At 72.0% G+C, this 26,594-nt stretch carries 29 protein-coding genes and 1 pseudogene; 18 read left to right on the forward strand and 12 right to left on the reverse strand.

The genetic code is table 11. From position 1 onward, the window contains the following. Nucleotides 1-65: 65 nt before the first annotated feature. From ACIPFH_RS17460 to ACIPFH_RS17490, 7 genes are all read left to right on the forward strand, one after another. Complete coding sequence (locus ACIPFH_RS17460) at nt 66-416, forward strand: YciI family protein (RefSeq protein WP_356248013.1); 351 nt, start codon at nt 66-68, stop codon at nt 414-416. Next, the gene (locus tag ACIPFH_RS17465; protein WP_401827398.1) at nt 416-1,615 is read left to right on the forward strand and encodes an RNA polymerase sigma factor; all 1,200 of its coding nucleotides are present in this window, start codon (nt 416-418) and stop codon (nt 1,613-1,615) included. Before ACIPFH_RS17460 ends, ACIPFH_RS17465 begins: the two co-directional genes overlap by 1 nt. Nucleotides 1,616-1,747: 132 nt before the next feature. Further along, nucleotides 1,748-3,073 carry an aldehyde dehydrogenase family protein gene (locus ACIPFH_RS17470; protein ID WP_401827400.1) on the forward strand — a complete coding sequence of 442 codons (1,326 nt, stop codon included), beginning with the start codon at nt 1,748-1,750 and terminating at the stop codon, nt 3,071-3,073. 267 nt (nt 3,074-3,340) lie between these two features. Beyond that, nucleotides 3,341-3,505, forward strand: coding sequence for a hypothetical protein (locus ACIPFH_RS17475; protein WP_356248007.1), 165 nt, complete (start codon nt 3,341-3,343; stop codon nt 3,503-3,505). Then, nucleotides 3,502-4,068 (forward strand): sigma-70 family RNA polymerase sigma factor, encoded by a 567-nt coding sequence (locus tag ACIPFH_RS17480; RefSeq protein WP_356248005.1) that lies wholly within the window; start codon nt 3,502-3,504, stop codon nt 4,066-4,068. The genes ACIPFH_RS17475 and ACIPFH_RS17480 overlap by 4 nt, the downstream gene beginning before the upstream one ends. Beyond that, nucleotides 4,065-4,931, forward strand: a complete 867-nt coding sequence (locus ACIPFH_RS17485; RefSeq protein WP_401827402.1) for a hypothetical protein — start codon at nt 4,065-4,067, stop codon at nt 4,929-4,931. The genes ACIPFH_RS17480 and ACIPFH_RS17485 overlap by 4 nt, the downstream gene beginning before the upstream one ends. Before the next feature lie 55 nt (nt 4,932-4,986). After that, the gene (locus ACIPFH_RS17490) at nt 4,987-5,916 is read left to right on the forward strand and encodes an aldo/keto reductase (RefSeq protein WP_401827403.1); all 930 of its coding nucleotides are present in this window, start codon (nt 4,987-4,989) and stop codon (nt 5,914-5,916) included. A gap of 286 nt (nt 5,917-6,202) precedes the next feature. Here the strand turns inward: ACIPFH_RS17490 and ACIPFH_RS17495 are convergent, their stop codons facing one another. Then, on the reverse strand, nt 6,203-6,661 hold the full coding sequence (locus ACIPFH_RS17495; RefSeq protein ID WP_401827405.1) for a pyridoxamine 5'-phosphate oxidase family protein: 459 nt from the start codon (nt 6,659-6,661) through the stop codon (nt 6,203-6,205). A gap of 340 nt (nt 6,662-7,001) precedes the next feature. Between ACIPFH_RS17495 and ACIPFH_RS17500 the strand changes: the two genes are divergently transcribed. Together ACIPFH_RS17500 and ACIPFH_RS17505 are read left to right on the forward strand one after the other, a co-directional pair. Then, nucleotides 7,002-7,397 carry a VOC family protein gene (locus ACIPFH_RS17500; RefSeq protein ID WP_401827406.1) on the forward strand — a complete coding sequence of 132 codons (396 nt, stop codon included), beginning with the start codon at nt 7,002-7,004 and terminating at the stop codon, nt 7,395-7,397. Between the two features lie 27 nt (nt 7,398-7,424). Continuing rightward, nucleotides 7,425-8,495 (forward strand): adenosine deaminase, encoded by a 1,071-nt coding sequence (locus ACIPFH_RS17505; protein ID WP_401827408.1) that lies wholly within the window; start codon nt 7,425-7,427, stop codon nt 8,493-8,495. Here the strand turns inward: ACIPFH_RS17505 and ACIPFH_RS17510 are convergent. Together ACIPFH_RS17510 and ACIPFH_RS17515 are read right to left on the reverse strand one after the other, a co-directional pair. Then, nucleotides 8,477-8,992 carry a DUF664 domain-containing protein gene (locus tag ACIPFH_RS17510; protein ID WP_401827409.1) on the reverse strand — a complete coding sequence of 172 codons (516 nt, stop codon included), beginning with the start codon at nt 8,990-8,992 and terminating at the stop codon, nt 8,477-8,479. The two genes, ACIPFH_RS17505 and ACIPFH_RS17510, sit on opposite strands and share 19 nt — an antisense overlap. Nucleotides 8,993-9,017: 25 nt before the next feature. Then, nucleotides 9,018-9,902: a LysR substrate-binding domain-containing protein gene (locus ACIPFH_RS17515; RefSeq protein ID WP_356247991.1), complete on the reverse strand. Its 885-nt coding sequence runs from the start codon at nt 9,900-9,902 to the stop codon at nt 9,018-9,020. A gap of 123 nt (nt 9,903-10,025) precedes the next feature. Here ACIPFH_RS17515 and mgrA point away from each other — a divergent pair, with 123 nt between their 5' ends. Beyond that, on the forward strand, nt 10,026-11,018 hold the full coding sequence (gene mgrA / locus ACIPFH_RS17520) for an L-glyceraldehyde 3-phosphate reductase (protein WP_401827411.1): 993 nt from the start codon (nt 10,026-10,028) through the stop codon (nt 11,016-11,018). Here mgrA and ACIPFH_RS17525 read toward each other — a convergent pair. Next, nucleotides 11,008-11,295, reverse strand: a complete 288-nt coding sequence (locus ACIPFH_RS17525; RefSeq protein WP_401827413.1) for a DUF1905 domain-containing protein — start codon at nt 11,293-11,295, stop codon at nt 11,008-11,010. The genes mgrA and ACIPFH_RS17525 overlap by 11 nt on opposite strands. An 87-nt stretch (nt 11,296-11,382) precedes the next feature. Continuing rightward, nucleotides 11,383-11,781, reverse strand: coding sequence for a nuclear transport factor 2 family protein (locus ACIPFH_RS17530; RefSeq protein ID WP_401827415.1), 399 nt, complete (start codon nt 11,779-11,781; stop codon nt 11,383-11,385). A gap of 307 nt (nt 11,782-12,088) precedes the next feature. Here ACIPFH_RS17530 and ACIPFH_RS17535 point away from each other — a divergent pair, with 307 nt between their 5' ends. Genes ACIPFH_RS17535 through ACIPFH_RS17550 form a run of 4 tightly spaced genes read left to right on the forward strand, consistent with a single transcriptional unit; the run spans nt 12,089 to nt 16,416 of the window. After that, nucleotides 12,089-12,499, forward strand: coding sequence for a hypothetical protein (locus ACIPFH_RS17535; protein WP_356247983.1), 411 nt, complete (start codon nt 12,089-12,091; stop codon nt 12,497-12,499). Nucleotides 12,500-12,550: 51 nt separating this feature from the next. Next, nucleotides 12,551-14,890 (forward strand): FHA domain-containing protein, encoded by a 2,340-nt coding sequence (locus tag ACIPFH_RS17540; RefSeq protein ID WP_401827416.1) that lies wholly within the window; start codon nt 12,551-12,553, stop codon nt 14,888-14,890. A gap of 9 nt (nt 14,891-14,899) precedes the next feature. Further along, nucleotides 14,900-15,445 carry a hypothetical protein gene (locus tag ACIPFH_RS17545; protein WP_401827418.1) on the forward strand — a complete coding sequence of 182 codons (546 nt, stop codon included), beginning with the start codon at nt 14,900-14,902 and terminating at the stop codon, nt 15,443-15,445. Continuing rightward, a complete protein-coding gene (locus ACIPFH_RS17550) occupies nt 15,445-16,416 on the forward strand; it encodes a serine/threonine-protein kinase (RefSeq protein WP_401827419.1) in 972 nt (323 codons plus the stop codon). Before ACIPFH_RS17545 ends, ACIPFH_RS17550 begins: the two co-directional genes overlap by 1 nt. Before the next feature lie 62 nt (nt 16,417-16,478). Here ACIPFH_RS17550 and ACIPFH_RS17555 read toward each other — a convergent pair whose 3' ends face one another. Beyond that, nucleotides 16,479-17,747, reverse strand: a complete 1,269-nt coding sequence (locus ACIPFH_RS17555; protein WP_401827421.1) for a streptophobe family protein — start codon at nt 17,745-17,747, stop codon at nt 16,479-16,481. 196 nt (nt 17,748-17,943) lie between these two features. On the opposite strand from ACIPFH_RS17555, the pseudogene ACIPFH_RS17560 reads away from it, so the two are divergent. Together ACIPFH_RS17560 and ACIPFH_RS17565 are read left to right on the forward strand one after the other, a co-directional pair. Next, a pseudogene (locus tag ACIPFH_RS17560) lies at nt 17,944-19,203 on the forward strand (DUF6777 domain-containing protein); the annotation flags it as partial. 314 nt (nt 19,204-19,517) lie between these two features. Then, on the forward strand, nt 19,518-19,970 hold the full coding sequence (locus ACIPFH_RS17565) for an ATP-binding protein (RefSeq protein WP_356251390.1): 453 nt from the start codon (nt 19,518-19,520) through the stop codon (nt 19,968-19,970). Between the two features lie 43 nt (nt 19,971-20,013). Here ACIPFH_RS17565 and ACIPFH_RS17570 read toward each other — a convergent pair whose 3' ends face one another. Next, nucleotides 20,014-20,901 (reverse strand): RNA polymerase sigma factor SigF, encoded by an 888-nt coding sequence (locus ACIPFH_RS17570; RefSeq protein ID WP_401827423.1) that lies wholly within the window; start codon nt 20,899-20,901, stop codon nt 20,014-20,016. A gap of 207 nt (nt 20,902-21,108) precedes the next feature. Here ACIPFH_RS17570 and ACIPFH_RS17575 point away from each other — a divergent pair, with 207 nt between their 5' ends. Continuing rightward, nucleotides 21,109-21,531, forward strand: coding sequence for a helix-turn-helix domain-containing protein (locus ACIPFH_RS17575; RefSeq protein WP_401827425.1), 423 nt, complete (start codon nt 21,109-21,111; stop codon nt 21,529-21,531). 21 nt (nt 21,532-21,552) lie between these two features. On the opposite strand, the gene ACIPFH_RS17580 is transcribed toward ACIPFH_RS17575, so the two are convergent. Beyond that, a complete protein-coding gene (locus ACIPFH_RS17580; RefSeq protein ID WP_356251382.1) occupies nt 21,553-22,155 on the reverse strand; it encodes an ATP-dependent Clp protease proteolytic subunit in 603 nt (200 codons plus the stop codon). A 1-nt stretch (nt 22,156) separates the two neighbouring features. Further along, nucleotides 22,157-22,795 (reverse strand): ATP-dependent Clp protease proteolytic subunit, encoded by a 639-nt coding sequence (locus ACIPFH_RS17585; RefSeq protein WP_401827427.1) that lies wholly within the window; start codon nt 22,793-22,795, stop codon nt 22,157-22,159. 368 nt (nt 22,796-23,163) lie between these two features. On the opposite strand from ACIPFH_RS17585, the gene ACIPFH_RS17590 reads away from it, so the two are divergent. Next, a complete protein-coding gene (locus tag ACIPFH_RS17590; RefSeq protein ID WP_401827429.1) occupies nt 23,164-23,646 on the forward strand; it encodes a VOC family protein in 483 nt (160 codons plus the stop codon). Here the strand turns inward: ACIPFH_RS17590 and ACIPFH_RS17595 are convergent. The 3 genes from ACIPFH_RS17595 to ACIPFH_RS17605 are packed head-to-tail and all read right to left on the reverse strand — an operon-like array spanning nt 23,643 to nt 26,589. Then, on the reverse strand, nt 23,643-24,563 hold the full coding sequence (locus ACIPFH_RS17595; RefSeq protein WP_401827431.1) for an aminoglycoside phosphotransferase family protein: 921 nt from the start codon (nt 24,561-24,563) through the stop codon (nt 23,643-23,645). The two genes, ACIPFH_RS17590 and ACIPFH_RS17595, sit on opposite strands and share 4 nt — an antisense overlap. A 44-nt stretch (nt 24,564-24,607) precedes the next feature. After that, nucleotides 24,608-25,486 (reverse strand): geranyl diphosphate 2-C-methyltransferase, encoded by an 879-nt coding sequence (locus ACIPFH_RS17600; protein WP_401827433.1) that lies wholly within the window; start codon nt 25,484-25,486, stop codon nt 24,608-24,610. A gap of 50 nt (nt 25,487-25,536) precedes the next feature. Next, nucleotides 25,537-26,589 (reverse strand): family 2 encapsulin nanocompartment cargo protein terpene cyclase, encoded by a 1,053-nt coding sequence (locus ACIPFH_RS17605; protein ID WP_401827435.1) that lies wholly within the window; start codon nt 26,587-26,589, stop codon nt 25,537-25,539. Between the last annotated feature and the right edge of the window lie 5 nt (nt 26,590-26,594).

A 26,594-nucleotide genomic window follows, 5' to 3' on the forward strand; every position in this document is an offset into this window, starting at 1 on the left:
GTCGATCCGGGGGACCGCCGTTCGTGTAGGAGGTGACACGACGGCACGACCGCATGGAGGACGTCATGAAGCACTACCTGCTCAGCGTGATCACGCCCAGCGAGGGCGAACCCCCCTCGGCCGAGGGGATGGCGGAGATCAGCCGCAACCTCGAGACGTTCCACCGGGAACTGCGCGAGGCCGGTGCCTGGGTGTTCGCCGGAGGACTGCACGGACCGGAGACGGCCACCGTGCTGCGGCCGGGCGGCGGTGAGGTCCTCGTCACCGACGGGCCGTACGCCGAGGGCAAGGAGTATCTCGGCGGGATCTGCCTGATCAAGGCGCCGGACCTCGACGCCGCCCTGCACTGGGGCCGGCGGGCGACGTGGGCGACCACCCTTCCCATCGAGGTGCGCCCCTTCATGGGCGAGGCCTGATGCCGCTCGACGTCGAGGCCGTGTTCCGAGCCGAGTACGGCCGCGCCGTCGCCGTCCTGGTCCGCCATCTGGGCGACATCGACCTCGCCGAGGAAGCGGTCCAGGACGCCTTCACCACGGCCGTGCGGCGCTGGCCGGAGACCGGTGTGCCGCCGAGCCCGGCCGGCTGGATCATCACGACCGCCCGCAACCGGGCCGTCGACCGGCTGCGCCGGGAGTCCACCCGCACCGCCCGGCACGCCGAGGCCGCTTTGCTGCACGCCGCCGACCCGCCCGCCGAGGAGGGCCCCGTGCGCGACGACCGGCTCCGTCTGATCTTCACCTGCTGCCATCCCGCACTGGCCCGGCAGGCCCAGGTCGCCCTCACCCTCCGCCTCCTCGGCGGGCTCACCACCGCCCGGCTCGCCCGCGCCTTCCTCGTCCCCGAGCCCACCATGGCCCAGCGCCTGGTCCGCGCCAAGGCGAAGATCCGGGACGCCCGCATCCCCTACCGCGTCCCTCGCGACGCCGACCTGCCCGACCGCCTGGAGGGCGTGCTCGCCGTCGTCTACCTGATCTTCAACGAGGGGTACGGGGGTGACCCGGACCTGTGTGCCGAGGCCCTGCGCCTCGGGCGGCTCCTCGCCGAGCTGATGCCGGACGAGCCCGAGGCCACCGGCCTGCTGGCGCTGATGCTGCTGGTCCAGTCCCGCCGGGCCGCGCGGGAGGACGCCGACGGCACGCTCGTACCGCTGCCCGAGCAGGACCGCGGCCGATGGGACCGGGACCAGGTCGCCGAGGGGCAGTCACTCGTCCGCCGCTGTCTGCGCCGCGACCGGCCGGGGCCGTACCAGGTCCAGGCCGCGATCCAGGCCGTCCACAGCGACGCGCCGACCGCCGCGGACACCGACTGGCGGCAGATCCTGCGCCTGTACGACCAGCTCATGGACCTCGCCCCGAGTCCGGTCGTGGCACTGAACCGTGCGGTCGTCGTGGCGGAGACACAGGGGCCGGGCCGTGCCCTCGACCTCGTCGACGGGCTGGACCTCGGCGGCTACCACGTGTGGCACGCGGTCCGCGCCGACCTGCTGCGCCGGCTGGGCCGGGTCGCCGAGGCCGTGGACGCCTACGGGGCCGCCCTCGCGCTGAGCGAGAGCCCGGCGGAACAGACCTTCCTCGACCGGCGCAGACGCGCACTCGTCGGAGGCGCCGACGAGTAGTCGCGTCCGGGAATGCATGCGGGACGCGAAAGGTTGGCATATACATCGAGCTTCCCGCTCGCACCGAGGACGAGCGGACCGCTCGCCACGACAACCCAGGGCCGCGAGGCCCGTGCACCCCAGCGAGGCACCGTGACCAGCGCCGCCACTCCCGAGCAGCCCGCCGACGTCGTAGCCCGACTGCGCGCCACGTTCCGCACCGGACGCACCAGGCCCGTCGCGTGGCGCACGGGGCAGCTGCGCCGCCTGCGCGAGCTGCTCACGGAGCAGGGCGCCGAACTGGCCGCCGCGCTCCACGCCGACCTGGGCAAGAGCTCCACCGAGGCGTACCGCACCGAGATCGACTTCACGGTCCGGGAGATCGACCACACCCTCGACCACCTGGACGCGTGGCTGCGCCCCGAGTCCGCCCCGGTCCCGGCCCATCTCGGCGCCGACGCGAGTGCCTGGACGCAGTACGACCCGCTCGGCGTCGTCCTCGTCATCGCGCCCTGGAACTACCCCGCCCAGCTGCTGCTCGCCCCGCTGGTCGGCGCCCTCGCCGCCGGCAACGCGGTGGTCGTCAAGCCCAGCGAGCTCGCCCCCGCCACCTCCGCCGCGCTGGCCCGACTGCTGCCGGCCCACCTCGACACCGACGCGGTCGCCGTCGTCGAGGGCGGGATCCCGGAGACCACGGCCCTGCTCGCCGAGCGCTTCGACCACATCTTCTACACCGGCAACGGCGCCGTCGGCCGCATCGTGCTGCGCGCCGCCGCCGAGCACCTCACCCCCGTGACCCTCGAACTCGGCGGCAAGTCGCCCGCGTTCGTCGACCGCGACGCCGATCTCACCGTCGTCGCCGACCGGTTGGCCCGCGGCAAGTTCCTGAACGCCGGCCAGACCTGTGTCGCCCCCGACTACGTCCTCACCGACCCGGAGACGGCCGTCGCCCTCGAACCCCTGCTGACGCGCGCGGTCGAGACCCTCTACGGCACAGACCCGCAGACCTCGGCCGCCTACGGCCGCATCATCAACGAACGCCACTTCGACCGGCTCACCGGTCTGCTCGACTCCGGCCGGATCGTGGTCGGCGGCGGCAACGACCGTACGGACAAGTACCTCGCGCCCACCGTCCTCGCCGACGTCGACCCCAAGTCGCCCGTGATGCGGGAGGAGATCTTCGGCCCGATCCTGCCGATCGTCACCGTGGGCGACCTGGACGAGGCGATCGCCTTCGTCAACGACCGCGACAAGCCACTCGCTCTGTACGTCTTCACCGAGTCCGACGACACCCGCGGCCGCATCGCCGCCGAGACCTCCTCCGGCGGCCTCGGCTACGGGCTGCCGCTGGCCCATCTCACCGTCTCCGACCTGCCGTTCGGCGGGGTGGGCGAGAGCGGCATGGGCAACTACCACGGGCGCTACTCCATCGAGACGTTCAGCCACCGCAAGGCGGTGCTGGAGAAGCCGCTGCACTGAGCGGAGCGGAGCGGAGGGGCGCGGGCGGCGGGGGTGCGCGTACGAAAGCGGGCGGGAGTGGGCGGAAGTAGCCCGCCAAGCGGCAGCCGGGGAACGGGTATTAGCCCGGAACGGCACGGTCCGTAGTCCGAAACGGCCAATTCCATCGGACTTTCGAATCCGGCATGCACGAAACGGCCCCGCCGCACGCCGTGGAGGCAGAAGGTGTGACCGATGCCTTCCGGGGTCCATGAGCCCCGCACCGCCAGCGGAAGGACCGAAGGGTCCGTGAACGACCAGTTCGAACAGCTCGCCCGCGACGTGGCGTTGTCCGTGCTAGCCCTCCGGGTCTTCGGGCCCGGCGTCCTCATCCTCGCGCGCCGGTTCGTCGCCGCACTCGTGCGGGTGGGCGTCCGGGAGATGGACCACCGGCTCCCGGGGGGCGATCGGTGACCCAGGAGGAGTTGCGTCCCGCGGGCAACCCGCGGGCGCCGGAGAAGCTGCCCCTGGACTTCAGCGCCTTCCACCGGATGCACCGCCCGCGCTACGTCCGTGAGGCCGAGCGCTGTCTGCGCAGCCGGGCGGACGCCGAGGAGGCCGTGGACGAGGCGTTCGTCCAGATCGCCGGGCAGTGGCCGCGGATACTGCGCGCCGAGAACCCCGCCGCCTACGCGTGGCGGGTGATGAAGAACCGCGTCGTCGACCACGCCCGGGCCCGTGGCCGGCGCGCCACCCTGATCGACACGGCCGTGTTCGAGACGGTCACCCTCCAGGGCGCCGAGGACGCCTTCGAGGTGATCGAGCAGAACCTGCGGCTGTTCCGCGCGATCTCCGCTCTCCCCGAGCGTCAGCGGGACGTCATCAGGCTGCGCTACTGCGAGTGCTACAGCACCGCCGACGTGGCGTTCCACCTGGGGATCACCGAGGCCGGAGTGCGTTCCACCGAGCGCTATGCCAAACGCCGGCTCCGGGAGATCTACACGGCGTGCGCCGAGGAGGAGGCGGAGCGGTCATGACCTTCGACACCGCGAGCGACATCGACACCCTGCTGGCCGGGGCGCGCCTCATGCCCACGGCCCCCTACAGGCGCTCGGACATCGACGCCGCCGAGGCCCGGATCGCCGCCCGGGTCGCGGCGGGCGGCCCCGACGGACCGTCGGCGAGGGTGTGCCCGCAGCGCGCCGCGGCGGCCCGCAGAACCCCGAGAACGCACCCCGCGGCCCGGGACCTGACCTCGCTGTGCGAGGCGCTGCTGACCCGCACCGGGGCCCTGAAAGGCATCGGCAACTTCCTCGGCAGCGCCCTGCCCGAGCCCTCCGGGGCACGCATCCTCGGCAGCCTCCTCTACCTGGCCGACTGCGAGGACAGCGCCCGCTTCTGGTGGCAGTACGGCGCCGGCGCCTCCGACACCGTCTCCTCGTACTGCCTCTACCTCCACCACCGCTCGATGGGCGAGGACGAGGAGGCCGACTGGTGGCTGCGCCACACGGAGATCACCCCCGCCACCCTGAGCCGGGAGGCCACCGAACTGGAGATCGCCACCGCGCTGCATGTGCTCAGCGGCCTGCGCCGCGGCGGGAGGGGACTGCCCGAGGCGTTGCGCGCCCTGGTGGAGTACGTGCCGGCCGTGGTCGGCTTCGTCGACGACGACCTCGAACTCCCCCTTCCAGACGGCGATCTGGCCGAGATCGTGGAGGAGGTCGCCGCCCACGGCGCGCCGCCCGTCAAGGAGCGTCGGCGAGCCAGGACCGGCGCGCTGCCCGAACGCCGGGAGCCGACTGTGCACACCGTGTCCTCGGCCACCCCCCGCACGGCTCGGCACTGGAGCAGCGACGTCCAGGAGGCGCTGCGCAAGTGCGAGGAGACCGTGGCCTGTTGAGGGTCCGCGTGGCCGGCCCGGACCGGCCACGCGCGGTGCGTGCGAAACTGCTCGGATGACCACCGGAACGATCACCGCGGATGCCGCGGGCACCTGGAACGTCGGCGGCCTGACGGTCGGCCGTATCGGCTTCGGCGCGATGCGGCTGACCGGCAGCGCGGCCTTCCACCTCGGCACGCCGAGCGACCGCGGCCGCTCGATCGCCGTGCTGCGACGAGCGATCGACCTCGGCGTCAACCACATCGACACCGCCGCCTTCTACTTCTCCGCCCTCCGCTCCGCCAACGAGCTCATCAACAGCGCGCTCGCCCCGTACCCGGACGACCTGCTCATCGCCACCAAGGTCGGCCCCTTCCGCGACTGGTCGGGGGAGTGGGGCGCCTCGGCCCGCCCCGAGGAACTGCGCGGCCACGTGGAGGAGAACCTGCGCCAGCTCGGCCGCGACCACCTCGACCTGGTGTACCTGCGCCGGATGCGCCAGGAGTCGATCACCGAGCACTTCGGCGCCCTCGCCGAACTGCGCGAAGCCGGACTGATCCGCCACCTCGGCATCTCCGACGTCGAAGCCCGTCACCTCGCCGAGGCGCAGGCCATCGCCCCCGTCGTCAGCGTGCAGAACCGCTACGGCCTCGGCCACCACGCCCCCGCAACCGAGGAACTCCTGCACGTCTGCGGCGAACAGGGCGTCGCCTTCGTGCCGTTCTTCGCCATCGCCGGTGACGGCGGAGCCCAGGGCGCGACCAGCGCCCACGACGAGGCGGTACTCGCCGTCGCCCGGGCCCATGGCACGTCCCCCGCCGGGGTCCGCCTCGCCTGGACCCTCGCCCAGGGTCCGCACGTACTGGCCATCCCGGGCACCGGAAACCCGGACCACCTCGGGCAGAACGTGGCGGCGGGCGCCCTGCGCCTCACGGCCGGGGAGCTGGACCTCCTGAACGCGGCCCACCGCGGCACCGGTGGGACGCCCGGGACGCCCGGAACCTGATCCGGCGACGGGCCGGGCGGGTCCGGCGCGTCGCCGCACCCCGGCGCCGTCCCCGGGCCCCGCTGCCGGCGGCCGCCGGGAACGGCTCGGCGGGACCCGGGTGGCGGCGTCTACACGACCCCCGTGCCCGTGGGACGCCCGGAACCTGATCCGGCGACGGGCCGGGCGGGCCCGACGGGTCCGGCGCGTCGCCGCACCCGACACCGTCCCCGGCCCCCGGCACCGTCCCCGGGCCCCGCTGCCCGCGGCCCCCGGGAACGGCTCGGCGGGACCCACGTGGCGGCGTCTACACGACCCACATCCCGTCCCGCATCAGATGCCGACGAGGCAGCTCGTGCTCCTCGCGCCATGCCTGCACCGCCACCGGCCGCACCCGGAAATAGGCGTACGACGCGCTGTCCCGGCCCGGATCCCAGCCCGTCTTCGCAAGAAACGCCGAGGCGGCCCCCGCCGGTACCTCCTCCCGCGTGTACGTCTCGACCTCGCCGTCGACGAGGACCACGTCCCGCGTGTCGCCGAGGGCCAGGCGGGCCCGGCCGCCCTCCCGGAGATTGCGGCCGGTGGGGTTGGTGAGGCGGGTGGACAGCCACAGGTGCTCGCCGTCCCAGGCGAACCACAGCGCGACGAGACAGGGCAGCCCCTCCCGGTCCGCCGTGGCGACCCAGATGTCGACTTCGTGCTCCAGCCGGTCCAGCAGTTCCCGTTTGCGCTGCCCGGGGGTGCGGGGCGGCTTCGTGATCTTCATGGCCCGGACGGTAGCGACGGAGAGGGGTCCTCCGCCTCGGACCACGGTCCCGACCGCGCCTCGGGCTCGCGACCTAGGGCTTCTCGTTCGGATCAGGCCGGCTCGCGAGCCCTGGCACCCACCTCGCCGCGTTGTCGTCGGTCGCCAGGGCTCCGCCCCGACGCCCTCCTCCGCCTTGCGAAGCACGGCACCGGACCCCGCTCCCAGATCCGCCCTGGCCCCGACGAAGACCCTCGGTCATCGCCACCGCGAAGGCGACTGGCGTGCGAAACGTTTTACGTATAACCTCTCCCGTCAATCGCACCTCCCGACAGCCCCCGCACATCCCCGAAAGGCCACGATGAGTCGCATCGCCCTGGTCACGCTTGTCGTCGACGACTACGACGAGGCGATCCGCTTCTACACCGAGGCGCTCGGGTTCCGGCTCGTCGAGGACGAAGCCCGCCCCGACGGCGCCCGCTGGGTCGTCGTGCGGCCGGGGGACCGCCAGGACGGCGTCGGGCTGCTGCTCGCCCGGGCCAAGGGCGACGCCCAGCGCGCCCGGATCGGCGACCAGACCGGCGGCCGCGTCGGGTTCTTCCTGCACACCGACGACTTCGCCGGCGACCACGCACGCATGCTCGCCGCCGGTGTGACCTTCCTGGAGGAGCCCCGCCACGAGGCCTACGGCTCCGTCGCCGTCTTCCAGGACCTGTACGGAAACCGCTGGGACCTGCTCCAGCCCGCCACCACCTGAGAACCACCTGCCGAGGAACAGACACCCATGACCGCGTCCCACATCGACACCGACACCCTCCGCCGACTCCCCAAAGCCGTTCTGCACGACCACCTCGACGGCGGCCTGCGCCCCGCCACCGTCGTGGAACTCGCGGCCGCGGTCGGCCACACCCTGCCCACCACCGACCCCGACGAACTAGCCGCCTGGTACTTCGAGGCCGCCAACTCGGGTGACCTGGTGCGCTACATAGCCACCTTCGAGCACACCCTCGCCGTCATGCAGACCCGCGAGGGCCTGCTGCGCACCGCGGAGGAGTACGTCCTCGACCTGGCGGCCGACGGGGTCGTCTACGGCGAGGTCCGCTACGCCCCCGAGCTGAACGTCAACGGCGGGCTGAGCCTCGCCGAGGTCGTGGAGACCGTCCAGGAGGGCCTCGCGGCCGGCATGGCGAAGGCGGCGGCGGCCGGGACGCCGGTCCGCGTCAACACGCTGCTCTGCGGCATGCGGATGTTCGACCGCGTGCGCGAGGCCGCCGACCTCGCGGTCGCCTTCCGGGACGCGGGCGTCGTCGGCTTCGACATCGCCGGCGCCGAGGACGGCTTCCCGCCCGCCGACCACCTCGAAGCCTTCGAGCACCTGCGCCGCGAGAACGTCCCCTTCACCATCCACGCGGGCGAGGCGCACGGCCTGCCCAGCATCCACCAGGCCCTGCAAATCTGCGGCGCCCAGCGCATCGGCCACGGCGTGCGCATCACGGACGACATCGTGGACGGGAAGCTCGGCCGGCTCGCGGGCTGGGTGCGCGACCGCCGTATCGCCCTGGAGATGTGCCCGACCTCCAACCTCCAGACCGGCGCCGCCGGCTCGATCGCCGAGCACCCGATCACCGCGCTGAAGGACCTCGGCTTCCGCGTCACCCTCAACACCGACAACCGTCTGGTCTCCGGCACCACGATGACCCGCGAGATGTCGCTGCTCGTCCAGGAGGCGGGCTGGACCGTCGAGGACCTGCGCACCGTCACGGTGAACGCCCTCAAGAGCGCGTTCGTGCCGTTCGACGAGCGCAATGCCCTCATCGAGAACGTCGTCCTTCCGGGTTACGCCGCCGCGCTCTGAAGGAGCCCGCGGACGTAGGCGGCCTGTCCGACGTGCTGGAGATCGTCGGACAGGACGCTGATCAGCCGTACGCCCAGAGTGACCGGCGGATCCCAGCGCTCGTCCACGACCCGCTCCAGGTCCGCCGCCGTCAGCGCGCGCAGCGCCGTCAGGCTCTGCGCGTGCACGGCGTCGTGGTACCCGGTCAGCAGGTCGCCGTCGGAGACCCGGACCTTCGCGACCTGTGCGGCGCTGTGCCCGTACCCGGTGTCGTGGCGCGGCAGGTCCAGGCCGAACCGCTTCTCCCAGTCCTGGGTCAGCCAGACCTGGTCGAGCCCGAAGGCGTCGGCGACATGGTCGTCCTGGACGCGGGTGAGATGCCAGACGAGCCAGGCGATCGAGTTGGCCCCGGCGGCGGGCCGGGCGGCAAGGTCGTCGGGGCCCAGGCCCTCGACGGCGGCGTGGACCTCTTCCTGGATGCGGTGGTACCCGTCGATGAGGATGTCTTTGGCATGCATACGTCCACCATCGCGCACCCCGCGCTCACCCGCTCCCTGTTTCCAGCAGCGCCATCAGCGCCCGGGCCGCCGGGCTGGTGGCCCGGGCGGGCGGCAGCAGCGCGACCGTCTCGTACACCGCCTCGCCCGTGCCCTTGAGGGGCAGCGCGGTGAGCGCCTCCCGCTTGTGCCGGAAGTGGCGCGGTACGACGGCGACGCCGAGGTTCTCGTCCACCAGGTCCAGGAGGCTGTGCACGTCGTTGACCTCCAGGGCGACCGTGCGCCGCACTCCCGCCTCGGCGAACGCGGCGTCGGTGGCCCGGCGTGGACCCCAGTCCGGATGGAAGTCCACGAACACCTCGCCCGCGACGTCCTCCGGCGTCAGCGCCGCCGACATCCCGGCGAGCCGGTGCTGGGGATGGCACAGCACGTACATCGGCTCGGTGGCCAGCGGCGCGCAGCGCAGTTGGTCGGTGTCCGTCTGGGTCCGGTAGGCGAAGGCGAGGTCGAGCCGGCCGGCCGCCACCTCCTCGCCGAGGGCACCCGAACCGGTCTGCCGCAGGCGGATCTCCACATCCGGATGGCGCCGCCGGAACGCCGCGAGGAGCCCCGCCACATGTACCCCGGCGATGCACTGCTCGGTGCCCACGGAGAGCGTGCCGCGCACCACCCCCTGGACGGCCGCCACCGCCTCGTGGGCCGCCCGCACCTGCGCCAGGATCCGCTCCGCCTCGGCCAGCAGCGCCCGGCCCGCCTCCGTCAGGGTCACCCGCCGGGTGGTCCGCACGAACAGCGGAGCGCGCAGCTCCCGCTCCAGTGCCCTGATCGACGCCGACAGGCCCGACTGGGAGACCATCAGGCGTTCGGCGGCCCGGGTGAAGTGCTGGTCCTCGGCGACCGCGACGAAGTGCTGGAGGTGGCGCAGTTCCATGATTGAGAAGCCTAGCCGCACAATTCCATCGGATTCTTCTGTTGGACCACTACCCGCAGGTCGGCCAGAGTGGGTGACGGTTCCCGAAACCGATCTTCCGTGCCAACCCTTCCTGGAGTCGCGTTGTACACCGCACATCCCGACCGCTACGCGGACATGCCCTACCGGCGCACCGGACGCAGCGGCCTGAAGCTCCCCGCGCTGTCGCTCGGACTGTGGCACAACTTCGGCCCGGACCGCCCGGTCGAGACCCAGCGGGCCATCCTGCGCCGCGCCTTCGACCTCGGCATCACCCACTTCGACCTGGCCAACAACTACGGGCCGCCGCCCGGCGCCGCCGAATCCGCGCTGGGCGAGGCGCTGAAGGCGGACTTCGCGCCCTACCGCGACGAGCTGGTCATCTCCACCAAGGCCGGCTATCTGATGTGGCCGGGCCCGTACGGCGAGTGGGGCTCGCGCAAGTACCTGCTGTCCTCGCTCGACCAGAGCCTGACCCGGATGGGCCTGGATTACGTCGACGTCTTCTACTCGCACCGCCCCGACCCGGAGACTCCCCTCGAGGAGACGATGGGCGCGCTGCACACCGCGGTCCAGCAGGGCAAGGCGCTCTACGTCGGCGTCTCCAACTACTCGGCCGAGCAGACCCGCGAGGCCGCCCGCATCCTCGGTGAGCTCGGCACCCCGCTGCTCATCCACCAGCCGCGCTACTCGATGCTCGACCGCCGCCCCGAGAGCGAGGGCCTGCTCGACGCCCTGGACGAGCTCCAGGTCGGCTCGATCGTGTTCTCGCCGCTGGAGCAGGGTCTGCTCACCGGCCGCTACCTGGACGGCATCCCGGAGGACTCACGGGCGGCGAGCGACAGCCCGTTCCTGAACTCCGACGCGCTGACCGAGGAGCTCGTGGGCAAGCTGCGCGCCCTCGACGACATCGCCAAGTCCCGCGGCCAGTCCCTGGCCCAGCTCGCCCTGGCCTGGGTGCTCCGCGGCGGCCGGGTGACCTCCGCGCTGGTGGGCGCGAGCAGCGCCCGGCAGATCGAGGACAGCGTCGGCGCCCTCGCCAACCTGGGCTTCGAGGCCGAGGAACTCGCCCGGATCGACGCGGTGATCAACGGCTGAGCCGTTCCGTCAGGAGTACGGTCACCGAGTCGCCCTCCTGTTTTCCGATCGCCTTGCGCACCTCGGCATCGACGGGAAGTTTGTGGGTGCCGTCCCCGAGGGCCATGAACGAACTCCGGAAAGGATGTCCGTCGACCGTCCCACGGATCTTGACCAGTCCGCGGGTGCCGAAAAACGCGGCGGACTCCGGCCAGACGACATAGGTCCAGCCGCCTTTCGCCGGGCTCTTGCGCAGAACGGCCGTGAATTCGGCGTTCAGTGTTCCGGTTGTGCTCATGATGTTCCTCCGCTCGCGGCGATCTCCTATGGGCAGACCGCCGCGAGCGGAGAAACTTATCGCCGGCCGACCGGCGATCTGCCGGCCTCAGAATCCGGCGGGCACCCGGTCGAGGAATCCGAGTACGGATGTGATCCGGTCCTGGCCGTCCAGGGTGACGACGTCGGATCCGGCCACCGGTGCCCGCTCTCCCCCGGAGGCGTCCCCGGCCTCACTCACCAGCTCCCAGGAGAAGCGGGCCGTGTCGTGGTGCCCGTCGACGGCGCCGGTGAGCCGGAAGGCGAAGCCCGGGAACTGCGCGTGCGCCGCCGCGATCACGGTCGCGATCCGCTCATGACCCCGGACATCGGCCAGAGGGTCGGTGTAGCTGCCCTCCACGGCCCACGCTGCGGTAATAGCCTTGGCCAAAGCCTCGGGCTCACGCGCGTTCCAGGCCTCGAAGTAGCGGGCGACGGCGTTCTCGTAGCGGTCGGTGTTCGCGGACATGGTAAATCGGCCCCCAATGAGGTCATCGATACTGGTCAGGGTCCGGATCGAGGTTTTGGCCGATCCGGTGTGACCAGCTTGCCCGCGCCCGCCGCCCGGGTCGATTACCTGTCGGGTAATGACGACGGCCCGCGGTGCTCGCCGCATTTCGGCCATGAACGGCACTGAATATGCCAAGAGACTGGCCGGAAAGTCATGGTGACAGTGTTTCAAGAGTGAACATACTCGAACGTCAGGGGCAGTTAACCCCGCAGAGCCGCACGGAAAGCGAGGCACAACCGGCAAGCGAGCACCGGGGGAGAGAGACGTGCACGACGAATTCCTGTGCCATGTCACCGCGTACGGCGTCTGCGACGGCCGGCGCATAGGCGTACCGCTCGGCACCTACCGCGCGCCGACGCTGGCGCTCGCTCTGTGGTGGCTGCGGGACCGGGCCTCCTGGATGGCCGAACGGCTGGATCCGCAGCCCGAGAGCGACCACATCCCGCCGGGCGCCCTGGTCCCGGTCGCCGACAACGTGCCGGACGTGCCCGCACTGCTGCGGGCCTGGTGCGCCGACATGAGCCGCCAGGAACTGGTGGCAGACGAGTTGGCGGGCGGGCGGCTGGTACGGATCGCGATCAGTGACGAGACCACCGAGTACGAACTGCTCGCCGAATCCGTCGACGCGCTCCGCATGCAGCGGACCGTCCCGGCGCTCGTCCTCCCCGTCGGCTGACGCCCCGCGGCCCGTTGGGCACACAAGCGAGCGAATCGATAGAATTCGGGCATGGTGGAGCGACCGGTCTCCTCGACCGCGCCCGAACTCGTGCTGGAGACCGAGACGGGCGCCGGCACGCTGGTCCCGGGCCACGACTACCGCATCGGACGGGACCCGCTGAGCGACATCGTCATCGACGACACCCGCGTCTCCTGGCACCACGCGGTGCTGCGACCCGACGGCGACCACTGGACCCTCGAGGACGAACACAGCACCAACGGGACCTACGCCGACGGCCGCCGCATCCGGGAGTGGGACGTGGTCCCCGGCAGCGTCATCCGCTTCGGCAGCCCGTCCGACGGCCCGTACCTCGTCCTGTCCGGCCCTGCGCCGCCCGTGGCGGAGCGACCGTCCGCCGTCTCCAGGCCCGCCCTGACCGGCACCTTCCGGCAGCCGACCACCGTCCGGCCGCTGCCCTCGCGGACCGTCCGCATCGGCCGCGCCGCCGACAGCGACCTCGTCGTCGACGATCTGGTCGTCTCGCGCCGGCACGCGGAACTGCGCGCGCTGCCCGACGGCGGCCACGAGATCGTCGACCTCGGCAGCCACAACGGGACCTACCTCAACGGCCTGCCCGTCACCCGCGCCCCGCTCGGCCCCGGTGACATCGTCGGCATCGGCCACTCGGACTTCTGCCTGGTCGGCGACCTGCTCCAGGAGTACGTCGACACCGGCGAGGTCTCCCTCGACGTACAGGACCTGACAGTCGCCGTCGACCGGGGCCGCAAGGTCCTCCTTGATCACGTGTCCTTCCCCGTGGGGGAGAAGTGCCTGCTGGCGGTCGTCGGACCCAGCGGCGCCGGCAAGTCCACCCTGCTCGGCGCGCTCACCGGCCAGCGCCCCGCCGATCACGGCACGGTCGTGTACGACGGCCGCGACCTCTACCGCGACTACGCCGAGCTGCGCCAGCGCATCGGACTGGTCCCTCAGGACGACATCCTGCACGCCCAGCTGACCGTGCGCAGCGCCCTCGTCTACGCCGCCGAGCTGCGCTTTCCGCAGGACACCGCCAAGGCCGAGCGTCGCGAGCGGGTCGAGGAGGTCATCCGTGAGCTGGGGCTCGAGCAGCGCGCCGGCCAGCCCGTGCACAGCCTCTCCGGCGGTCAGCGCAAGCGCGTCAGCGTGGCCCTGGAACTGCTGACCAAGCCCTCGCTGCTCTTCCTGGACGAACCGACGTCCGGCCTCGACCCCGGCATGGACCGCTCGGTGATGCACATGCTGCGCGGCCTCGCCGACGACGGCCGTACCGTCATCGTCGTCACGCACAGCGTCCTCAGCCTCGACGTCTGCGACCGGCTGCTGGTGCTCGCGCCGGGCGGCAGGGTCGCCTACTACGGTCCGCCCGGGGACGCCCTCGCCTTCTTCGGCTTCGAGCAGTGGCCCGAGGCCTTCGAGGCCTTCGAGCGCGACCAGGACCGGGACTGGGCGGGGGAGTACCACGACTCGCCGTTCCGGCGGCAGTACGTCGTCGACGACAGCGGGCAGCCCCGGCTGCCCCGCTCCGGCCCGGTGATCATGCTGCCGCCGCCCCGGCCCCGCAGCAGGGGCGCCCAGCTCGGCACCCTGGTCCGCCGCTACTCGGCCGCGCTCGCCGCGGACCGCACCTTTCTCGCGATCATGATCGCCCTGCCGTTCGTGATGGGAGGAATGGCCCGGGCCCTGGCCGGCGGCAAGCTCGACCAGGAGCATGTGATGGACGCGCTGCTGATCCTCTGCGTGGGCGGCGTCCTGACCGGCGCGGCCAACGCCGTGCGCGAGCTGGTCAAGGAACGCGTGATCTACCAGCGCGAACGCGCCGTCGGCCTGTCCAGATCGGCGTACCTGATGTCCAAGGTCGTCGTCCTCGGCACGGTGACCGTCGTACAGGCGGTGGTGCTGACCCTCGTCGCCCTGCTCGGCGTGGACCTGAACGCACCCGGCGGCGAGGGCGTGTTGATGCCGCCCCTGGTCGAGATCACCGTCGCCGTGGCGCTGTTGGCGTTCACGGCGATGATGCTCGGGCTGCTGGTCTCCGCGTTCGTGCGCAAGGAGGAGGTGACGATGCCGCTGCTGGTGCTGCTCGCCATCGTCCAAGTGGTGTTCTGCGGTGCGCTGCTGAAGCTGCACGGCGTCGCCGGCCTGGAGCAGCTGTCCTGGCTCGTGCCCTCGCGGTGGGCGTTCGGCGCGATGGCCGGCACCCTCGGCCTGTCCCGGACCGTGCCTGGGGAGAAGACGAGCGATCCGCTGTTCGAGCACTCGGCCGGGGTATGGCTGCTCGACATCGGGATGCTCGTCGTGCTGTCGGTGGCCTGCTGGATCGTCGTCTCCCGGCTGCTGCGTCGACACGAGCCCGCCGTGATGCGGAAGTAGGGGCGGCCCATGACGACTCCCGGATTCCGGCCCACGCACGTGGTCCCGCAGCACGGCATGCCCGCGTGGGAGGCCCCGGACCCGGCCCGCCCCACCGTGCCCCTCGATCCGCTGCTGCCCGTCCGGCTCACGGAACGGCGCGGCGACTGGGGGCGCGTGCTGTGCTCGAACGGCTGGTCGGCCTGGGTCGACGGCCGCCACCTGGTCGCCGTCCCCCAGGATCCGCCCCGCACCGACGGCCCCCTCGCGACCGCCGCAGACCCGGGCCCGCTCCTCGGCCGCGCCGAGGAGGCCCTCGCCCGCTACCGGGCGGCGGTGCGGGAGCTGGCCGACGGCGGCCTCGACGGCGAGTCCTTCCGCCGCCGCACCCACGGCCTGCGGATCGGCGTGGTCGTCGACGGCGAGGACGTGTGGCTGTACGACCCGGCGCGGGAGGGCTGGGTGTACGGCGACGGCACCAGCTTCAGCGCCTACGCGAGCGACCGTGCCCCGGACGCGGCCGAGGACCAGGGTCACACCGCCACCCGGATCGTGCAGCCCGGCCGGGGATCCTGATGGCCCGCGCATCGACCCCCTTCTCCGGCCGCCCCTCCGAACTGGCCGGCCGGAGAATCGCCGGCTACCGCATCGAGCACGAGATCGGACGCGGCGGCATGGCCGTCGTCTACCGCGCCCACGACCTGCGGCTGGACCGGACGGTCGCGCTCAAACTGCTCGCCCCGGAGCTGGCCCGCAACGACATGTTCCGCAAGCGCTTCACCCATGAGTCGCGGGTGGCCGCGGCCATCGACCACCCGCACATCGTGCCCGTCTTCGAGGCGGACGAGACCGACGGGGTCCTGTACATCGCCATGCGGTACGTCGAGGGGAGCGATCTGCGCCACCTCCTCGACCGCGAGGGCCCGCTGCCTCCGGCGACCGCCGTCCGCATCGCCGCGCAGGTCGCCTCCGCGCTGGACGCCGCTCACGAGCACGGGCTGGTCCACCGGGACGTCAAACCCGGCAACATCCTGGTCGCCCGGGGCACCGACAGCGACCACCCCGAGCACGTCTACCTCACCGACTTCGGCCTGACCAAGAAGTCGCTCTCCCTGACCGGCTTCACGACGGTCGGCCAGTTCGTCGGCACCCTCGACTACGTCGCCCCCGAGCAGATCTCCGGGCAGCCGGTCGACGGCCGCTGCGACGTCTACGGCCTGGCCTGTGTGGTCTACGAGTGCCTCGCGGGCCGCCCGCCCTTCCTCCGCGACGACGACATGGCCCTGCTCTGGGCCCACCAGAACGCCGATGCGCCCCCGCTGACGGCGGCCCGCCCCTCCCTCCCTCCGGACGTCGACGCGGTGTTCGCCCGGGCCCTCGCCAAGAGCCCCGAGGCCCGCCATCCCACCTGCGGCGCCTTCGTCGCCGAGCTGAGGCCCTCGGCCGCCGGCGAGCGCAGGGCCACCCACCCACCGACGGAACTGGTCGGCACGCCGGCGCCGCCACCCCCGCCCTGGGCACGCCCGGTCTTCCGCCCCCGGTCCTGAGCGACCGGGTCGGTGAGGTCGTACACGACCCGACCGGGGTCGGTGAGGCCGTACACGACGTCTCAACGGGGCTTCGTCCCGCCCCGGCGGCGTGCCGGGCCCGCCAGCAGTCCGCCCAGGAAGCCGGTGGCCAGCCCCCACAGCGCGGCGAGACCCAGCGCCGACCACAGCTCGGGGCGCAGGAAAAGCTCCCCGGACAGATCACCGCCCAGGTCACCGATGCCGAGCACCGACAGGCCGTACCGCGCCGAGACCCGGCCGACCAGACAGATCATCAGCACCGTGAGCACCAACGCCACCGCCATGTGCGCGGCGTGCCGCCAGGCGGGCGTCCGGGCGGGGGAGCGGGCCGCCATCACGAACGCGGCCGCCAGCAGCAGCACCGCGTCGACGGCGACGAGCCACCACACGCGGCCGTCGTACTCGGCGAGGGTGCCGAGGTTCAGCCGGGCGTCGTCCGAACCGCGCAGCACCTCGTCCAGCACATGGGGCATCGGCAACCCGAACGGACCCTCGACCCGGCCGTTCCAGGTGGCGCCCAGCCCGATCGTGAACGTCAGCCACACCAGGTTGGGCAGGCCGAGCAGGACCATCGCGACGGTCTCGGCGGCGTGTCCGCGGGTCGCCGCGACGACGAGCGCGACGACGAGTCCCAGGACGACGCAGCCGAGCAGCAGGAGGACCATCGCGTACGCGGCCGGCCGTACCGACCCGTGCAGGCGCAGCAGCCGGGCCGGCAACGGAGCCCCGGGCGAGACCAGCAGCGCCAGCACCAGCACACCGGCCAGCCACACCAGCCCGACCACGAGGGTGAGGGGGACGTCGGTGGTGAAGCCGGCCTCGGGGCTCACGCCGAACAGTTCGCCGAGGTCGCTCAGCGTGTCGTCGCCGAGGGAGATTTTGAAGGTCTGGCGGGCGGCGAGGGCCAGGCCGAGCAGGGCGAGCAGCCACACCACGGCGATCCTGGCCGCCCACCCGGCCAGCTCCGCGGCGCCCGCCACCGCCCGGTGCCGCAGCGGCCGCAGGAATCCGGCGCCCACCAAGAGCGCCCCGACGAGGGTCACGGACAGCGGAATCACGGTCAGAGCGGCCTGGGTGTCGGCGAGTCCACCGGCGTTCCCGGAGAGCTCGACCGTGCCGCCGACGGCCGTGACGACGGTCGCCGCGATCACCCGGGGGTAGGCCCCCTGAGGCAGGTCCGCGGCTCCGGCCGCCCACAGTCCCAGCGCCGCCACCACCCCCATGGCGATCAGCGCCGCCAGCGCCACGACGACCGCCCGCACCCAGCCGTGGCGGGAGGCTGCCTGGTCGTGCGGGGTGTGCGCGCTCACCCTGCCACGCTAAGCAGCACCGGGAGAGCGCGCCTGTCGGGAGGGCCGTCCGCGCCCCGCTTGCGAGCCGCACCCGACCGGCGCACACAATGGTGCGTTGTGGAAGAAAGCGGCGCACAGCGGATGATGCGGCCCCGCGGAGTCTTCTCGGGACCATCGGACGACGCGCCGCGGGAAACCCACGTCGGGAGTGCTCGTGAGCGTCGAACCGCCGTCTTCCGGCCGCCCCACGGGACCGCCCTCCGGTCCGTTGTCGGGCCCGCCCTCCCAGCCGCCTTCGGGGCCGCCTTCCCAGCCGCCCTCGGGTCCGGCCTCCCAACCCCCCTCGGGCCCGCCCTCCCGGCCGCCGGACGCCGACTCCCCGGGGGGCGGCGAAGGGGAGCCGCGCCGGCCGTGGTGGCGGTCCTGGCCCCGGATCGCGCTGATCACCACCGCGGTCGTGGCCGCGACAGCGATCGTCCTGGTGCTCGCGCTGTCGAACGGAGGCGGTTCCGACCAGGTCGGCGAGGTCTTCATGCAGCCGGCCGGCGAGCGGGGCCCGGAGCCCTACACGGAGCCCCCCACCACCGACGGCTCCTTTCCGCCGGCCTCCGTGGCCCCGTCGGGCTCCTCCCCGCCCACACGCACCGTTCCCGGTGTCGACGGCGGCGAGAAGGGTCTTTACGGCGGCACCCGCAACGTCTCCAGCTGTGACGTGGAGCAGCAGATCAAGGCCCTCGGGGCGGAACCCGCCAAGAACAGGGCCTTCGCCTCCGTGGCCGGCGTCGCCCCCTCCGGAGTCCCGGCCCATCTGCGCTCCCTCACTCCCGTGCAGTTGCGCCTGGACACCCGCGTCACCAACCACGGATACCGCGACGGCGCGGCCACCACCTACCAGGCCGTGCTTCAGGCCGGCACGGCCGTCCTGGTCGACCGGCACGGTGTCCCGCGGGTGCGCTGCGCCTGCGGCAACCCGTTGACCCCGCCGCTCGCCCAGCCGACCGGGTACAGGCGGACCGGCGTGTCGTGGCCGTCGTACAGCCCCGCGACCACCGTCATCGTCAAGCCGTCCGTGACCGTGATCGACGTGTTCGTGCTCTACGACCCCGGACACGACCACCACTGGTTCGCCCGTAAGCCGGGTGACAAGCCCCACGAGGACCGGCCCACCCGTCCTCCGGCGAGGCGTACGCCGTCCATCACCCTCAGCACACCGGCCATGCCGAGCCCGCCGCCGAGCCGAGGTTCAAGCACCTCCCCGGCGTGCGACCCGCCGCCCGCCGACAGGCCGCCGGGCTGCCCGCCGCCGTCCTCCGGGTCGTCGTCGGCACCCCCGTCCTCGGAAGAGCCGTCGTCGCGACCGCCCTCCTCGAAACCGCCGTCCTCGCAATCGCAGAGCGACGAGCCGCCGTCCTCCGGATCCGCGTCCTCCGGGTCCGCGTCCTCCGAGTCGTCGCCCTCCCGGTCCCCGTCTCCGAAGTCCCCGGGCTCCGAGTCGCAGCCGAGCTCACCGTCCGGACTCACGAGCGAGCCCGAGAGCTCCCTCTCCTCGCTCGCGCGGTCCCCGCTGCCGGGCGACAGCACGAGCAAGTCGCCGACCTCGGCCCCCTCCTCCGGCGGCACCCCTCTCGCCCCCCGTTCCCCGGCCGGCTCGACGACCGTGTGACGTACTCCATGGCGCTCGCGCGGACGGGGTGGAAACTGACGTGGACTGTGCGGCGCAACTCGGGGTACGAGGACAGATGCACAGCCAGCAGCGTCCGGCCAGTCCGGCCTCCGAGAGAGAAACGCATGATCGAGCACCTGGACGGGGCAGTGATACCTACTGGTTTCGACGTACCCGTGGAACCGCTGCGACGGGCGGCGCACTACACCGGTGAGCCCGGCTGCATAGCCGAGGCCCGAACCTTCGCCGGGCACTTCGTCGACCAGCTCAGGACGGAATGGTGCGCCACGATCGGCGACCGGGTGAGCGGTGAGGTGATGCTGGTGGTCAGCGAACTGGTCACCAATGCCGACCGGCACAGCAACGGACCGTACATCCTGGAGCTGGAGGGTACGGACTCCTCGGTCACGATCTGTGTCTACGACAGCAGCGACGCGCTGCCGCTGCGCTTTCCGAAGGACCCCGAGCGGGTCGGCAGGCACGGTCTGGAGATCGTGCACGCGGTGGCCGCGCAGGTCACCGCCGAGCGCGTGCCGGTCGGCAAGCGCGTCCGCGCCGTACTGAGCTTCGGGCCGTAGCCCCCGGGGGCGGCGCGCCCCCGCCGGTGCTCGACCGGGGCGGTCAGGCGCAGCCCAGCTCGCCCAGCATCCCGTTGCGCAAACGCGAGATGATCCGCTTGATCAGGCGCGACACGTGCATCTGGGAGCAGCCGAGCCGTTCGCCGATCTCGGCCTGGGTGGCCTCCTCCACGAACCGCAGGTGGATGATCTGCCGGTCGCGCTCGCTGAGCTCGGCCATCAACGGGGCGAGGGAGTGGAAGTCCTCGACGAGCCGCAGCCCGTACTCCTCCACGCCGATGAAGTCCGCCAGGACGGCCTCACCGTGCTCCGGGCCGTCGCCGGTGAGCGCCGCGTCGAGGGAGGAGGAGTTGTAGCCGTTGGCGGCGATCTGCGCCTCGACCACCTGGTTCTCCGCGAGGTTCATCAGCGTGGCCAGCTCGGACACGGTCGGCTCCCGGTCCAGTCGGCTGGAGAGCTCGTCACGGGCCTTGGCCAGTTCGACGCGCAGCTCCTGGAGCCGCCGCGGAACGTGCACCGCCCACGTCGTGTCCCGGAAGAAGCGCTTGATCTCACCGACGATGTACGGCAGCGCGAACGAGGTGAACTCCACCTCGCGTGAGATCTCGAACCGGTCGATGGCCTTGATCAGGCCGATCATCCCGGTCTGGACGATGTCCTCCATGTCGTCCCCGCGGCCGCGGAACCGGCCGGCCGCGAACCGCACCAGGGACATGTTCATCTCGATGAGGGTGTTGCGCGCGTACTGGAATTCCGGGGAGCCCTCTTCGAGGACGGCCAGCCGCTGGAAGAACTGACGGGAGAGCTCTCGTGCGTCGCGTGGAGCCACGCTCCGCGGGGCTTCGATTCCCGGGAGCGGTGCGCCGTCCGTGCTGGCGGCGGTGGTGTCCTCGACGACCTTGGCCTCTGACCGGATCACGGCGCTCTCCATTGCCTCTCCCAGGAAGGTCACGGTTCGACGTCTGCTGTTCTCGGTCCGTGAGCGAGCACGTGCAAGCCCTCTCCGGGAGCGGGTACCCGCTCCCGGACGAGCCATGCGTGCCCAACCCGACCGCCGTGACGCGGGATTCCGCCCGATTCCACCGAGGGCGAAACGCCGGGCCCTTCCGGTGACGGCCCGCTTTCCTAGGCTGGGGAGGTGAGCAACCAAGCGCCGAACCGAGCCCGCGTGATCCCGCTGCGCCCGCCTGCCGAGCGCCCGCGCATCGCCTCCGCCTCTCCCATCGCACCCACACCCGCTCCCCGCCCCGCGCCGCGTGAGCCCTTGTGGCGCGACCTGGTCGGAGACGTCCTGCGCCGTGAACGCCAGGCGCAGGAGCGCACGCTCAAGGACGTGGCCGACTCGGCCCGGATCTCCATGCCCTATCTCTCCGAGGTGGAACGCGGCCGCAAGGAAGCCTCCTCGGAGGTCCTCGCGGCCGCCGCGCACGCCCTCGGCCTGAGCCTGGGCGATCTGCTGGCCCGGGCCCAGGGAGAACTGGTCCGGCTCAGCAGTCGGCACCCCGTCCGCGGCCGTACGACCAGGCCCTCGTCGTACGACGGCCTCTGCCTGGCCGCCTGACGGGCCGCGCGGGCCGGCGTCTCACACCGTCACGGGACGCCGGCTCAGCACCTCGTCGGCCAGGCCGTACGCCACCGCCTCCTGTGCGGTGAACACCTTGTCGCGGTCCATGTCCGCGCGCAGGGTCGCGATGTCGTGCCGGGTGTGCCGCGCCAGCACCTCCTCCACCTGGGAGCGGATGCGTACCATCTCCTTGGCCTGGAGCGCGAGGTCCGAGACGGTGCCCTGCCGGCCGCCGCTGGCAGGCTGCCCGAGCAGCACGCGCGCGTGCTCCAGGACGAGCCGCCGGCCGGGATCCCCGCCCGCCAGCAGCACGGCCGCCGTCGACGCGGCCTGGCCGACGCAGAGCGTCGCGATCGGCGCCTGGACGAACGTCATCGTGTCGTAGATCGCCATCAGCGAAGTGAACGAGCCGCCGGGGGAGTTGAGGTAGATCGAGATCTCGCTCTCCGGGGACGCCGCCTCCAGATGCAGGAGTTGCGCGATGACGACGTTGGCGACGCCGTCGTCGATCTCGGTGCCCAGGAAGATGATCCGCTCGTTGAGCAGCCGGCTGAACACGTCGTAGGACCGCTCGCCCTGCGGGGTCCGCTCGACCACGTTCGGAATCGTGTAGGTCCCCATGTCACAGCCCCATCCGTCGCTTCTGCGCGGCCGGGCGGACGTCCGCGAGGGACTCCACGACCCGGTCCACCATGCCGTACTCCCTGGCCTCCTCGGCCGTGAACCAGCGGTCGCGGTCGCCGTCGCGCGAGATGGTCTCCGGGGACTGTCCGGTGTGCTCGGCGGTGATCCGTTCGATGGTCCGCTTGGTGTGCTCCAGGTTCTCCGCCTGGATCTCGATGTCCGCCGTGGTGCCGCCGATCCCGGCCGACGGCTGGTGCATCATGACGCGCGCGTTCGGCAGCGCGTACCGCTTGCCGGCCGCGCCGACGCTCAGCAGGAACTGGCCCATGCTGGCCGCGAAGCCCATGGCGAGCGTCGAGACGTCGTTGGGGATCAGCCGCATCGTGTCGTAGATGGCGAGGCCCGCGTGCACCGACCCGCCCGGGCTGTTGATGTAGAGGACGATATCGGTGCGCGGGTCCTCCGCCGACAGGATCAGCAGTTGCGCGCAGACCCGGTTCGCGGAGACCTCGTCGACCTGGGTGCCGAGCAACACGATCCGCTGGCCGAGCAGTTGGGCGGCGAGATGGTCGTCGAAGCGGGACCGTGGGGTGTCGCCCTCCTCGGCGCGGGGAGCGAGCGTGGTGAGTGGGGTCATCGGTTCTCCTCGTCATGGCGTCGATTCCGTCGACTCCACTCTTGACCTCGGAGGATGCCCGCACGCGGTTTCTCTGCCCGCGGCAGATTCGCCACGGGCAGAGCGGTCGCGCCCGTCCCGCGGACCCGGCCCTGCTCGCGCCACTGCCGGAAGAACGCCCGGTCCAGCGGATCGCGGGTCGTCGTGGTCGCGCTGCGGGATGCCGACGAAAGGGCCGGACGGGGCTGGAGGCGCCGGATGAGGTCGGGAGCGGATGCCGGCTGCGCCCGCGGCACCGGCCGTTCGGATTACCTCCCGGCCCGAGCGATGAGTTCCGGAGCGAGTGGGAGTCGACACTGATGACCGCGTCCCACGCCCAGGAGGTACTCATGACCACCGACGGATTCACCACGTGTCTCTGGTTCGACGGCCAGGCAGAGGAAGCCGCCCACCACTACGTCTCGGTCTTCAAGAACTCCAGCATCGGCAACATCGGCCGCTACAACGAGGCCGGCCCGGGCCCGGCCGGCTCCGTGCTGGCCGTGGAGTTCACGGCCAACGGGCAGAAGTTCGTCGGCATCAACGGCGGCCCGCAGTTCAAGTTCAGCGAGGCGGTCTCCTTCCAGATCTACTGCGCGGACCAGGAGGAGGTCGACTACTACTGGACCCGGCTCACCGAGAACGGCGGCGAGCCCGGCCCGTGCGGCTGGCTCAAGGACAAGTACGGCCTGTCCTGGCAGGTCATCCCCGACGGACTGATCGAGATGATCAGCGACCCCGACCCCGAGAAGGCCACCCGCACCACCAAGGCCATGTACGCCATGAGCAAGCTCGACGTCGCCGCTCTGAAGAAGGCCTACGACGGCGACTAGGAACCGGTCGCCGAGGGCGCGGCGGCGGGCCGGGCCTCGGCCAGGATCTCCTTGATCACATGCCGGGAGTTCTCCGCCAGCGGCGGATTGGTCTCCCAGTAGTACGGCAGCTGGATCAGCGAGATCGACAGGGCCCACCCCCGGCCGCGCGCCCACTCGGCGTCGTCCGCGCCCACCGCCTCCCGGAAGGTTCCGCGGGCGGAGGCGGGCAGCAGGTTCCAGGCGACGATCAGGTCGACGGCCGGGTCACCCACCCCGACACCGCCGAAGTCGATCACCGCCGTCAGCCGTCCGTCCTGGACCAGCACGTTGCCGGGCGACAGGTCTCCGTGGGCCCAGACGGGCGGCCCCGGGTGCCCCGGCGCCCGCAGGGCCTCCTCCCACAGGGCGGTGACCGCGGCGGTGTCGACCCGCCCCGCCAGCCGGGCGAGAGCGTCACGGGTGGGGGCGTCCCGCCCGGCCAGCGGGCCACCCCGGTCGCTCGGCGGCCCGCCCCGCGCCTCGATCCCGCGCAAGGCTGTGACGAACGCCGCCAGGTCCGCGGCCAGCGCCTGCGGCTCCGCGACGGCGCCGGCGTCCGGATTGCGTCCGTCCAGCCAGCGGTACACCGACCAGGGCCAGGCGAACCCCTCACCCGGCCCGCCCTGTTCCAGCGGAACGGGCGCGGAGACGGGCAGACCCGGACCCAGCCGGGTCAGCCAGTGCTGCTCGTGCGCCACGCTCTCGACGGCGCCGGGATGGCGGGGCAGCCGTACCACCTTGTCGGCGCCCAGCCGGAACATGGCGTTCTCCGTCCCGGAGGATGCCAGTCGTGTCACGGGCAGCCCGGCCCACCGCGGGAACTGGCCGGCGACGAGCCGACTCACCAGCGGGACATCGAGGTCGACCTCGTCCGTGTGCATCTTCACCGCGCTCATGCGCCCTATTGCAGAGGACCGACCTCGCCGCTGTCCAACGGAATTCAGACCCGGTCGGCGGCGATCAGCAGGTACTGGAAGCTGCCGTTGCGGTAGGCGTTCAGGAACGTCTCCTCGATGCCGGTGACCAGATGGTCGGCCTGACTGCGCAGCTCCCAGTACGGGATGGCCGCTTCGGTGAGGTCCTCCACATGGACCGGCACCAGCCGGTTGCGGGCCAGCGCCCGGAAGTACGCCGAGCGCGGGTGGATGTCGCAGATGTAGTGGGCGTTGATGAGCGACACCTCGCGCGAGGCCCGGCCGTAGGTGTCGTTGTAGCAGCCGGTGATGACCACGTAGCGTCCGCCGCGGCGCAGCAGCCGGGCGTGCTCGGCGAACAGCAGGTCCAGCTCGACGTACATGGTCGACTCGTTGTTCCACGAGGCCGCGTAGGCGCCGGTCCGCAGGCCGGTGTCGAGCATGTTGCGGTGGTGGTAGCGCACCTTGTCGTCGACGCCCCGCTTGCGGGCCTGCTCGTTGGCGAACTCGCACTGTTTGGCCGAGATGGTGACGCCGTCCGAATGGCAGCCGTGCCGCAGGTGGGCCACGACGCTGCCCCCGCCGCGGCCGCAGCCGGCGTCGAAGACGCGGTCGGCGGGGGTGAGTCGGCCGAGGTGCGCGGTCAGCAGTTCGGCCTGGGCGTGCTCCAGCCGGTGCAGTTCGGCGGTGAGCCGCTCACGGCGCAGCTCGGCGTCGGGCTCGTCGAGCACGGACCAGTCCGCTTCGCCGACGCCGTAGTGATGGTGGTAGAGGTCGTCGATCCTGCCGAGTTCGAGGTTGACCGGGTTCTCCTCGGCGTTCCAGTAGTCCGCGACGCGGTTCTGGTAGGTGGACTGGGTGGGCACCGGGACGGTCTTGGTGCCGGCGTCGTGGGCTGTGGTCAACAGTTGCTCCTCGTGGTGCTGTGGATGACGGGCGGTCGGGAAGTCGGCGATCACCAGTAGTCCGGCAGGTGGTAGCGGTGGGTGTTGGTCGCGTGCCACTCGTGGTTGCCGGCCACCCAGTCCGACAGCCCCTGGAGATAGCGCTCGAGAAGCGGTGAGGCGGCGGCGAGCACGGCCGACTCCTCCTCGAACGCCTCCATGAGCTGGTTGTGGATGTCGACCGACCGCAGATAGGCGGCCTTCAGCCCGCGCCGGTCGTTGGCGGCCACGACCTGCGGCAGATTGAGATGGGTGGGGTCGGCCGCCAGCTCCTTGGTGAAGGAGTACAGGTCGTTGACGATCGTGGTGGCGTTGCACGCCAGCGCGGTGACCCGCTGGATCTCCGGACGGGCGTAGAGCTGCTCGGGCAGTTCGTAGCCGTCCACCGCGTCGACGATCGACAGACACGGCCGGAAGTTGTTGAACTGCCGCATCACCAGGTACTCCCAGATCCGCGGCACGTACCGCGTCTCCCCCCAGGCCGCCTCGCCGAGGTAGCCCAGGTGCAGCCGCGCGATGTCGTGCACGAACCGGTCGGTCTGGCTGGGTGTGGCGAAGGCCGCGTAGTCCTTCAGCGCCCAGTGGTACGAACGCAACGGGCCGTCGGCCTGCACCCCGCCCGCCCACTCCTCCTGGAGGTCGGGCGGACCGTGATAAGGGTCGAGCGCCGACTGGGCGATGATCAGCCGGCCGCCCAGTCCGCTGCGCGAGCCGCCCTTGTCCTCGTCCTCCTCGCAGTAGCAGTTGTCGACGATGTTCTCGGCCAGCAGCAGCTTGCCCGCCACCGTGAGGCGCTCCAGGTCGAGCGCGCACGGGTGCTGGAGCACCACGGCGCGGCCGAACTGGAAACCCGTGAAGTCCCCGTTCCAGGCCGCCGGGAACAGGTCCAGGCCGCGGGCCCACGCCTCCAGTCTGCGGTCGATCTCCGCGGCCTTCTCCGGGTCGGCGGGATCGGCCTTCCGGTACCGCAGGCCGGGGATCGCGCCGCCGCGCCGGGCCCGCAGGCTGCGGGCGAGGCTCGGCGGGCCGGGCAGCGCACTCCCGGTGCCGGTGGGTGTGCTCATCGCGA

This window comes from Streptomyces sp. NPDC088157, from assembly GCF_044741545.1.
Lineage (GTDB): Bacteria > Actinomycetota > Actinomycetes > Streptomycetales > Streptomycetaceae > Streptomyces.

What these genes read in the sequence shown, in the direction of transcription:
- ACIPFH_RS17585 (WP_401827427.1), bottom strand. Translation starts at nt 22,795, where the DNA reads ATGACCCCACTCACCACGCTCGCTCCCCGCGCCGAGGAGGGCGACACC.
- ACIPFH_RS17465 (WP_401827398.1), top strand. Translation starts at nt 416, where the DNA reads ATGCCGCTCGACGTCGAGGCCGTGTTCCGAGCCGAGTACGGCCGCGCC.
- ACIPFH_RS17540 (WP_401827416.1), top strand. Translation starts at nt 12,551, where the DNA reads ATGGTGGAGCGACCGGTCTCCTCGACCGCGCCCGAACTCGTGCTGGAG.
- ACIPFH_RS17580 (WP_356251382.1), bottom strand. Translation starts at nt 22,155, where the DNA reads ATGGGGACCTACACGATTCCGAACGTGGTCGAGCGGACCCCGCAGGGC.
- ACIPFH_RS17605 (WP_401827435.1), bottom strand. Translation starts at nt 26,589, where the DNA reads ATGAGCACACCCACCGGCACCGGGAGTGCGCTGCCCGGCCCGCCGAGC.
- ACIPFH_RS17550 (WP_401827419.1), top strand. Translation starts at nt 15,445, where the DNA reads ATGGCCCGCGCATCGACCCCCTTCTCCGGCCGCCCCTCCGAACTGGCC.
- ACIPFH_RS17505 (WP_401827408.1), top strand. Translation starts at nt 7,425, where the DNA reads ATGACCGCGTCCCACATCGACACCGACACCCTCCGCCGACTCCCCAAA.
- ACIPFH_RS17595 (WP_401827431.1), bottom strand. Translation starts at nt 24,563, where the DNA reads ATGAGCGCGGTGAAGATGCACACGGACGAGGTCGACCTCGATGTCCCG.
- ACIPFH_RS17525 (WP_401827413.1), bottom strand. Translation starts at nt 11,295, where the DNA reads ATGAGCACAACCGGAACACTGAACGCCGAATTCACGGCCGTTCTGCGC.
- ACIPFH_RS17495 (WP_401827405.1), bottom strand. Translation starts at nt 6,661, where the DNA reads ATGAAGATCACGAAGCCGCCCCGCACCCCCGGGCAGCGCAAACGGGAA.
- ACIPFH_RS17485 (WP_401827402.1), top strand. Translation starts at nt 4,065, where the DNA reads ATGACCTTCGACACCGCGAGCGACATCGACACCCTGCTGGCCGGGGCG.
- ACIPFH_RS17590 (WP_401827429.1), top strand. Translation starts at nt 23,164, where the DNA reads ATGACCACCGACGGATTCACCACGTGTCTCTGGTTCGACGGCCAGGCA.
- ACIPFH_RS17570 (WP_401827423.1), bottom strand. Translation starts at nt 20,901, where the DNA reads ATGGAGAGCGCCGTGATCCGGTCAGAGGCCAAGGTCGTCGAGGACACC.
- ACIPFH_RS17565 (WP_356251390.1), top strand. Translation starts at nt 19,518, where the DNA reads ATGATCGAGCACCTGGACGGGGCAGTGATACCTACTGGTTTCGACGTA.
- ACIPFH_RS17460 (WP_356248013.1), top strand. Translation starts at nt 66, where the DNA reads ATGAAGCACTACCTGCTCAGCGTGATCACGCCCAGCGAGGGCGAACCC.
- ACIPFH_RS17545 (WP_401827418.1), top strand. Translation starts at nt 14,900, where the DNA reads ATGACGACTCCCGGATTCCGGCCCACGCACGTGGTCCCGCAGCACGGC.
- ACIPFH_RS17500 (WP_401827406.1), top strand. Translation starts at nt 7,002, where the DNA reads ATGAGTCGCATCGCCCTGGTCACGCTTGTCGTCGACGACTACGACGAG.
- ACIPFH_RS17490 (WP_401827403.1), top strand. Translation starts at nt 4,987, where the DNA reads ATGACCACCGGAACGATCACCGCGGATGCCGCGGGCACCTGGAACGTC.
- ACIPFH_RS17530 (WP_401827415.1), bottom strand. Translation starts at nt 11,781, where the DNA reads ATGTCCGCGAACACCGACCGCTACGAGAACGCCGTCGCCCGCTACTTC.
- ACIPFH_RS17515 (WP_356247991.1), bottom strand. Translation starts at nt 9,902, where the DNA reads ATGGAACTGCGCCACCTCCAGCACTTCGTCGCGGTCGCCGAGGACCAG.
- ACIPFH_RS17510 (WP_401827409.1), bottom strand. Translation starts at nt 8,992, where the DNA reads ATGCATGCCAAAGACATCCTCATCGACGGGTACCACCGCATCCAGGAA.